General features: G+C 33.1%; 7 protein-coding genes. 4 read left to right on the forward strand and 3 right to left on the reverse strand.

Features of this window, described 5'->3' with window-relative positions:
* Window positions 1-18 precede the first annotated feature (18 nt).
* A complete protein-coding gene (locus FEM21_RS12880; protein ID WP_035660984.1) occupies window positions 19-861 on the forward strand; it encodes an alpha/beta fold hydrolase in 843 nt (280 codons plus the stop codon).
* A gap of 172 nt (window positions 862-1033) precedes the next feature.
* Window positions 1034-1873: a 23S rRNA pseudouridine(2604) synthase RluF gene (rluF, locus tag FEM21_RS12885; RefSeq protein WP_035660985.1), complete on the forward strand. Its 840-nt coding sequence runs from the start codon at window positions 1034-1036 to the stop codon at window positions 1871-1873.
* A gap of 83 nt (window positions 1874-1956) precedes the next feature.
* On the opposite strand, the gene FEM21_RS12890 is transcribed toward rluF, so the two are convergent.
* From FEM21_RS12890 to FEM21_RS12900, 3 genes are all read right to left on the reverse strand, one after another.
* Window positions 1957-4026 (reverse strand): DUF5723 family protein, encoded by a 2070-nt coding sequence (locus tag FEM21_RS12890; RefSeq protein ID WP_035660988.1) that lies wholly within the window; start codon window positions 4024-4026, stop codon window positions 1957-1959.
* Window positions 4027-4161: 135 nt separating this feature from the next.
* Complete coding sequence (gene prfA, locus FEM21_RS12895; protein WP_035660991.1) at window positions 4162-5238, reverse strand: peptide chain release factor 1; 1077 nt, start codon at window positions 5236-5238, stop codon at window positions 4162-4164.
* Window positions 5239-5425: 187 nt separating this feature from the next.
* Entirely contained in the window at window positions 5426-6586 is a 1161-nt protein-coding gene (locus tag FEM21_RS12900) for an MFS transporter (RefSeq protein ID WP_035660993.1), read from the reverse strand.
* A 146-nt stretch (window positions 6587-6732) separates the two neighbouring features.
* Here FEM21_RS12900 and FEM21_RS12905 point away from each other — a divergent pair, with 146 nt between their 5' ends.
* Together FEM21_RS12905 and FEM21_RS12910 are read left to right on the forward strand one after the other, a co-directional pair.
* Complete coding sequence (locus tag FEM21_RS12905; protein ID WP_035660996.1) at window positions 6733-7212, forward strand: DUF6265 family protein; 480 nt, start codon at window positions 6733-6735, stop codon at window positions 7210-7212.
* 149 nt (window positions 7213-7361) lie between these two features.
* Window positions 7362-8333 (forward strand): family 43 glycosylhydrolase, encoded by a 972-nt coding sequence (locus FEM21_RS12910; protein WP_081824702.1) that lies wholly within the window; start codon window positions 7362-7364, stop codon window positions 8331-8333.
* Window positions 8334-8744 lie beyond the last annotated feature (411 nt).

The raw sequence follows: 8744 nt of genomic DNA on the forward strand, positions 1-8744 counted from the left end.
CATCGGGACTTTTTTATTATGAAAAAAGTCCTTTATTTTTTATTTACTAAATTGGTCGGTTTATACATAAACCTATTAAGTTTTATTTTTCCCAAAAAAGCAAACCAAATTGCTTATGCTCTTTTTAGCGAACCCAGAGACGGAAAATTACTAAAAGATAAACTTCCTGAAATATTAAACGAAACCGAAAAAACAATACATCAATACCAAAGCGAATATTTTCAAAGTTATACCTGGAAAGGAAATGAAAATGTAATTTTGCTGGTACACGGCTGGGAGAGCAATGCTTCCCGATGGGAAAAATTACTAGTTTACTTAAAAAAATCAGGCAGTACTATTATTGCTCTCGATGCTCCGGGTCACGGATTATCCAGCGGAAAAGAATTTAATATTCCGCAATATGCTGCTTTTATTGATATTATGGTTCAAAAATTTGCCCCTAAACATCTTATCGGACATTCTCTTGGCGGTAAAACCTGTCTTTATTATCAGTCAACTTACCAAAATGATAGTATCGAAAAAATGGTAATTTTAGGATCGCCTAGTGACTTTAAAATCATACTCAATAACTACATTAATTTATTGAGTTTGAATTCTAAAATTTCTAAAGGATTAGAAAATCATTATCTCAATCATTTTAATCTCACAATGGAGCAATTCTCAGGAAAACACTTTGCTTCTACTATAAAAACAAAAGGCTTAATTGCGCATGACAGCGAAGATACCATTGTATTATTCGAAGAAGGAAAAAAAATTGCCAGCTCATGGCAAGATGCCGTTTTTATAGAAACAAAAGGATTAGGACACAGCCTTCATGGAGAAGAATTGTATGAAAAAGTATATCAGTTTCTGTTCGAATAACTTTTCAATAGCTAAATTCAATGGCAATATCAATTTTAAAATAGAACTGTAATAGACTTTTGCCATTGTTATTGATTTTTTATCATTGTCATTGCTATTGTTTTTTTTACCATTGTTATTGATATTGCTATTGTCATTGATTTTTGACATTGAAATTGTTTACTTTTGCCTTATGGAAGAAAATCTAAAACGTCTCAATAAATTCATTGGAGAAACTGGCTTTTGCTCTCGTCGTGAAGCTGACAAATATATTGAAGAAGGTCGTGTAACTATTAATGGAATTGTACCCGAATTAGGAACAAAAGTAGGACCAAATGACGAAGTACGCATTGATGGTAAACTGATTCATGAGAAAAACGAAAAGCATGTTTATCTTGCTTTTAACAAACCTGTTGGAATCGAATGCACTACTAATTTAGAAGTTCGTAACAACATTGTGGATTATATCAATTATCCAAAACGTATTTTTCCTATTGGCCGTTTAGATAAAGCTTCGGAAGGATTGATTTTTATGACTAATGATGGTGATATTGTCAACAAAATTTTACGCGCCAGAAACAATCACGAAAAGGAATACACCGTAACGGTTAACAAACCTATTACCGAACGTTTTATACAACGTATGGGTAATGGTGTTCCAATTTTAGATACTGTAACCCGAAAATGTAAAGTTGAACAAATAAGCAAAAATATTTTTAAAATCATTCTGACTCAGGGTTTGAATCGTCAAATTCGTCGAATGTGTGAATATTTAGGATATGAAGTTATAGCTTTAAAGCGTATTCGTATTATTAATATTTCGCTGGATGTTCCTGTGGGACGCTACCGCGAATTAACTGATGCCGAGATTAAAGAATTAAATCAGCTTATTGAACCTTCGAGTAAAACAGAAGAAGCAAGTTTACCAAAAACAAATACTTCTGAAAAAATTGAAGACCGAAAACCAATTTGGAAACCAAAAAATGATTTTCGTTCCAAAGAAAATCCCAGATTTAAAAAAAGAGGAAATTAGAAACTACTAATTTTCTTTTTCAAAAAAATACAAACAAAAAAAATGAGGCCCGAAAGCCTCATTTTTTATTTAATTGATTCTAATTATTTTACAAGAATAATTTCAACTCTACGGTTTTGAGCTCTTCCTTCAACAGTTTTGTTAGAAGCAATTGGCTTAGTAACTCCATAACCTTCTGACGAAAGTCTGTCTGCACTAATTCCTTTAGCAATTAAATAATCTTTAACTGCTGCAGCTCTATCTTTTGATAACTGAAGATTTTTAGCCACATTTCCTGTGCTATCTGTATGTCCTTCTAATTTAAAATTAGCATTACTGTATTCGTTCATTACGTTTACAATTCCTTCTAATTTATCGTTAGATTCTGGCTTAATAGTCGCTTTTGAAGAATCAAATAAAACAGATTTAGAAAAATCGTTTAATTTTTTAATTACTTCTTTAGTTACTTCTGGACAACCTTTGTTAGCAAGCGTTCCTTTTACTTTTGGACATTTATCATCTTTGTCTAAAACACCGTCACCGTCAGTATCTGGCCATGGACAACCTGCATTTTCTTTTGGACCAGCAACAGTAGGACATTTGTCATCTTTATCTAAAACTCCATCGTTGTCTTTATCTTCCCATGGACATCCGTTATTAGCAGCTGGACCAGCAACATCCGGACATTTATCATCTTTGTCTAAAACTCCGTCATTATCTCTGTCTCCCCATGGACATCCTTTATTTTCTACAGGACCAGCAACCGTAGGACATTCGTCATCTTTATCTAAAATACCGTCTCCATCCTGATCTTTATCTTCTGCCTTTTTTTGATAAATTGGAATCTTAATTCCTAAATGAATATCAGCAGATTTTGAACTTTTCGAAATAGCATTAGAAAGAATTGAACCAGACCCTATGAAGAAAACTCCTGTTCTTAAACCTAATCCTACCTGTGCTTGTTTGCTATAATCCATGTAAGAAACCGGAATATAAGCAGAAAACCATTTTGATTCGTAACGAGGAGTCAAACTCACACGATTAGCAATACTACTTTGGTTTAATTTTGTTTTGCTTACAATTCCTAAATCACCATTAGCATTCAAATAGAATTTATTGTGAATATTCCAATCGATATCAGCATGTAAAGCAGTTGGTAAATGAGATCTTACTGCTCCGTTTAAAACTGTAAAGTTGTAATTATTTTCTAAGAACTCATCGAAATTATCAGCATTATCATAATCGTCCTGACTGATTATTTGATTTAAATCATAATTTCTACGAATACCTTTATTATATTTCATAGAACCTAAATCAGTAACAGAAACGCCAACACGTAATTTATATTTGTTTACTTCTTTTAGATCATTAATATCGGCTCTATCAGCACTATATTCTGGTCTCCATTCGTAAGTTAAACCTAAATCAACTCCAAAACCTCTTGATTTTGAATCAAAATCTAAATCTGAATTAGCTGCAAAATCCTGGCTTGAACCATAAATTGCAGAACCTTGAGTTTCATAAGTACTTAATTGAGGTAAAATATTATCATTAAATTCTAACTTTACATCATTCCCTTGAATATGGTAATTAGCTACTCCTTGTAAATACTTAGCAGTAATACCTCCTTTTAAGAAATGCTCACCTCTTTGAAATAAAACTGCCGCATAAGAAATCCCAAATTCACCCCAGGAATTTCCTACTCCATTAAAACTTCCTACTGTAGCTTCAGGAAAACTAGTTTTATTATCTTTTGTTACGTCATTAATTACTTGTCCGTTAACACCAACAACATTAACAAAAGCTCTTGCTCGTGTATAAACTGCTAATGAATGCTTTGGAGCAATATTAAACATTACAGATGGTCCCATTACATCTGCATTAAAAGCCGCATTATTAGCATTACTAAAACTCTTTTTAGCTTCTAGATCAAAATCATAACCATCTTTGAAAACATCAAAAATCTTAACTCCGTAAGCATCATTAGCTACTGATGAACTTATAGAGAACAAATTAATATCTGTTTTAAAACGAGAATCTACAATAGACGAAGGGTTAAACAATACACCCTGAACACCTGCATAGTTATCATGATAATAACCTAAATAAGACTGAGCATTTGCTGTACAAAAACTTGCAAAAGCAAATAAGGAAAGGAAGACTCTTTTCTTCATAATTATTACTATTTAGTTAATAAATTGGAGGCAAAAAAAAAACACCTAATTTGATAACGCAAATTAAGTGCTTTTTCTTATTAATATCATTAATAATTTTGTGTTTTTCTTAACAAATGATTTTTAGTTAACGATTTAGAAAACCTCGCTAGCCTCTTTTAATTTTTCAGTATTGTTAACTAGCTGTAACTCATCTACAATCTTCTGAATATCACCATTCATGATATTTCCTAAATCGTATAATGTTAATCCAATTCTATGATCAGTTACACGTCCCTGAGCATAGTTATAGGTTCTAATTTTTGCCGAACGGTCTCCAGAACTTACCTGAGAAGTACGTTTTGAAGCATCTTCAGCTTCTTTTTTAGCTAATTCCATTTCGTATAAACGAGAACGTAATACACCTAAAGCTTTGTCTTTATTCTTATGTTGTGATTTTTGATCCTGACATTGAGCAACTAACCCCGTAGGAATATGCGTTAAACGCACTGCTGATTTAGTAGTATTTACTGATTGTCCTCCAGGTCCTGACGAACAGAAGAAATCTACACGCACATCATTCATATCAATTTGCACATCAAACTCTTCTGCTTCTGGCAATACCATTACAGTAGCTGCCGATGTGTGCACACGTCCTTGTGTTTCTGTTTGAGGAACACGCTGTACACGGTGAACTCCCGCTTCAAATTTTAAAGTTCCATAAACATCCTCACCTGTAACTTCAAAAATAATTTCTTTAAATCCTCCCGAAGTTCCTTCGTTCATATCCACAACAGATGTTCTCCAACCACGACCTTCACAATATTTAGTGTACATTCTAAATAAATCTCCTGCAAAAATACTTGCTTCATCTCCACCTGTTCCGGCACGAACTTCGACCATTACATTTTTAGCATCTTCCGGATCTTTAGGAATCAACATGAATTTAATTTCTTCTTCAAGAAGTGGCAATCTTTCCTTTGCTTCCTCAAGTTGCATCTTAGCCATTTCGGTCATATCTGCATCACTTCCATCAGCTATAATTTCATTAGCTTCATCAATATTAGCCATCAAAAGAACATATTCATCTCTTTTTTCAGCCAAAGCTTTTAGATCTTTATACTCTTTATTCAACTGTACATAACGTTTTTGATCGGCAATAACATCCGGTTGGATAATTAAATCCGAAATCTCGTCAAAACGTTGTTTCACTATCTGAAGTCTGTCTAACATAGTTGTAGTCCTTATAATTGGAGTGCAAAAATACAAAAAAGATTGCACATTTAAGAATCGATATTTTTAATTTTTTCAGGAGCTTTTTCCTGCTCTCCGCTCTATCTTTTTCTAGTCTCGTCCAAAAAAGACGAGACTAGAAAAAGGATGCCGCTTCGATCAGGGCTAGGCGTCTAATTCAGTGAAATTAATTCTCTTCTGAGATTTTGTTCACCATAAAAATCATAAGCCCTCCTAATAATGCCATAACAAGAAATGCCCATTTCATACTCAAAGCTTCCGAAATAAATCCCACCATAGGCGGTACTATTAAAAATCCAAGATACCCAATAGTAGATATCGAAGTCAATGCTGAACCACTACTTAAACCTTTTGATTTTCCTGCTATACTAAACACTAACGGAACTGTACAGGAAACACCTACTCCTATTAAAACAAATCCTAAAATTGTAGAAACTATAAAAGGTAATAAAAAGCAAATTAAGAACCCAACACTAATCATTACAGCACTATAAAACAGCATTTTTTTTACGCCATAACGCATCACAATATGATCTCCACAAAAACGACCTAAAGTAACCGCTGTCATAAAAAACACAAAAGCTGCTGTGGTCATCTTTTGAGGTGCATGTAAGACGTTTTGAAAATATATACCACTCCAGTCATACATAGTATTTTCACAAGCCATCGAAACAAAACAAATAATAGCAAACTTTACTAAATCTTTATCTGGTATAGAAAAAAACTTCCTCTTCTCTCTAGAAGGTTCACATACTAAAGTCATAGGATAAAAACAAGCTGTCACTGCTAACATAGCCACACTAACACCTAATAAATGCTGAGAAGGATCTATGTTTTGTGTTACCATAACATAACCTAAACCAGCTCCAGCAAAACCTGCCAAACTCCAAATAGCGTGAAAAGTGGTTATAATCGATTTTGAATACAAACGCTGCACTTCTAGCGAATGAGCATTCATAGACAAATTCATAACATTTCTTGAACCTCCAAAAATCAATAAAATAATCACTAATTGCCAAACATATGCAGCAAAACCCGGCAAAGCCAAAACAACATTAAACAAAATAGCACCTATTAACATACAATAACGACTGCTAAATAAATTCAACATTCTACCTGTAAATGGCATTGTCAACATTAAACCTATTGGAAAAGCAAATAAAATTGCTCCAAATTCAGCTTCAGTCAAATGTAATTGTGTTTTTATTGCAGGGATACGTGATGCCCAGGAAGAATACCCAAAACCTGAAACAAAGAAAAAGAAAGTTGTTGCCAGTCTGTAACCTTTTGGAGAATCACGCAAACTTTTTATATATTCTAATAACATTTATTTACCGTTTATAATTTGGAGTGCAAATTTAAACCTTTTATAGCGCTAACAAATGTTAAATATACCTAAATAATATTCTTAAAATTCAATTGGTATTTTTACTAATTTTACTGAAATTTTAATACAATATCAATTCTTTTTTTATGCAAAAAACAGCCTCATTTTTATTACTCCTTTTAATTGTTTCGGCTTGTCAAAAAAATAAAAATTCCGAAAAAGAATTAATTAAAAAAGCGGATTGGCTTATTGGAAATTGGGAAACCAAAACTAATATTGGAACGCTTTCTGAAAATTGGAAAAAAGTTAATGACAGCACTTTTAAAGCACAATCACTTTTCATAAAAGAGAAAGACACTATTCATAATGAAAGTATCCTCTTGCAACAAAAAGGAGAGTTTCTAACATACACCGCTACTATAAAAGGACAAAACGATGATAAACCAATTATTTTCCAATTAAAAGAAGATGTGGAAAATGAACTAATTTTTGAAAATCTAAAAAACGATTATCCTCAAAAAATTAGTTATAAAAAATCAGCAAATAATAGCTTAATCACTCAAATTTCCGGATTGCAATTAGGAAAACCAAGTGCCGAAAAATACATTATGATTAAAATAAAATAATTACAATAAACTTCCTTTTTTAAAGAGCTCGCCATAATAAGCGAGTTTTTTTATTTATAATCGAAACTCATTTAACAACATCAGTAACATTTTTAGCATTTAGAGAATAAATCCGTTATATTTACAAATCAACCTATTAACCTGAAATTATGAATAAACCAAAATCGTTATCATTTATTGCAACACTATTATTTTCGATAACAGCTGTAAATAATAGCTACTCACAAAATCCACTCAACTTTGGCAGTAATATACTAACTGCTGATCCATCAGCACATGTTTGGAAAGACGGTAAAATATACATCTATGCCTCTCATGATGAGGAATGCCAAAAAGACTTCTTTATGAAAGATTGGCACGCCTTTTCTTCTTCAGACTTAGTAAATTGGACTGATCACGGAGCTATATTTTCTGTTAAAGATTTAACTTGGGCTGATAATTTTGCTTGGGCTCCGGATTGTGCTTATAAAAATGGTAAATATTATTTCTGCTTTCCTGTAGGTACTGGATTTAAAGATCGGGTAAATCCAAAAAACAGCACAAAATGGATGGGAATTGGTATTGCTGTGAGCGATTCACCAACAGGGCCATTTAAAGATGCCATTGGAAAACCTTTATGGACAACACCTTATGCTAATGATCCTTGTCTTTTCATAGACGATGACGGTAAAGGTTACATTTATTTTAATGGTGGCGGTGATTATTTAGTAGCCGAAATGGCCAATGATTTACTTAGTGTAAAAGGAGATATGTACACAATGGATATGGGTGGCTACAAACCTAAAAGAGAAGGTCCATGGGTTTTTAAAAGAAATGGAATTTATTATTACACCATGCCCGAAGACAATAGAATTCTTACTTATTACACTGCAAAATCTCCTAAAGGACCATGGAAATACCAAGGAGTTATTATGGATGAAGAAGGAGAAAGCAACAATCATCACTCAATTGTTGAGTATAAAGGAAAATGGATACTATTTTATCATAGATGGGTCGAAAATAAATCGGAATGCGGAGAAAAACAACGCAAAACATGTGCAGAAAATCTCTATTTCAATGAAGACGGTACAATTCAAAAAATTACCAGAACTGACTTAGGAGTTGGAAATACATTCAAATAAAATTTAAATTATTATGGCGTTCCCCTTTGGGTCGGGCTTTCCGCTGCAAGTCCTCGCCTTGTTTAGCCTAAAAAGACTAAACAAGTCTGTGGGCTATCCGCTTCAATCCCTAACGCAAACACAACATTCCTAAATAATATCTTCATAAACCAAAAAACTCCAACTAGTTATAGTTGGAGTTTTTTGTGTTGTACTCAGAGCGGGACCTGTCACTTTTACACATCCGACGCTGCTGACGAATAGAGAGGTGTAGACTTCAGTGGTCTAGATAAACTGAAATTAAAAACAACAAAATCATAAAATGGCTTAGATTGTTTGAATTAGCCGTAAAAGAACTAAATTCGGATTTGGGTCGTGTACTCATCTCATATACCATTGTCCTCATCCACCTCCTCTCTCCAACCCCCTCCC

Source organism: Flavobacterium seoulense (assembly GCF_000695795.1).
In the GTDB taxonomy this organism is placed as follows: domain Bacteria; phylum Bacteroidota; class Bacteroidia; order Flavobacteriales; family Flavobacteriaceae; genus Flavobacterium; species Flavobacterium seoulense.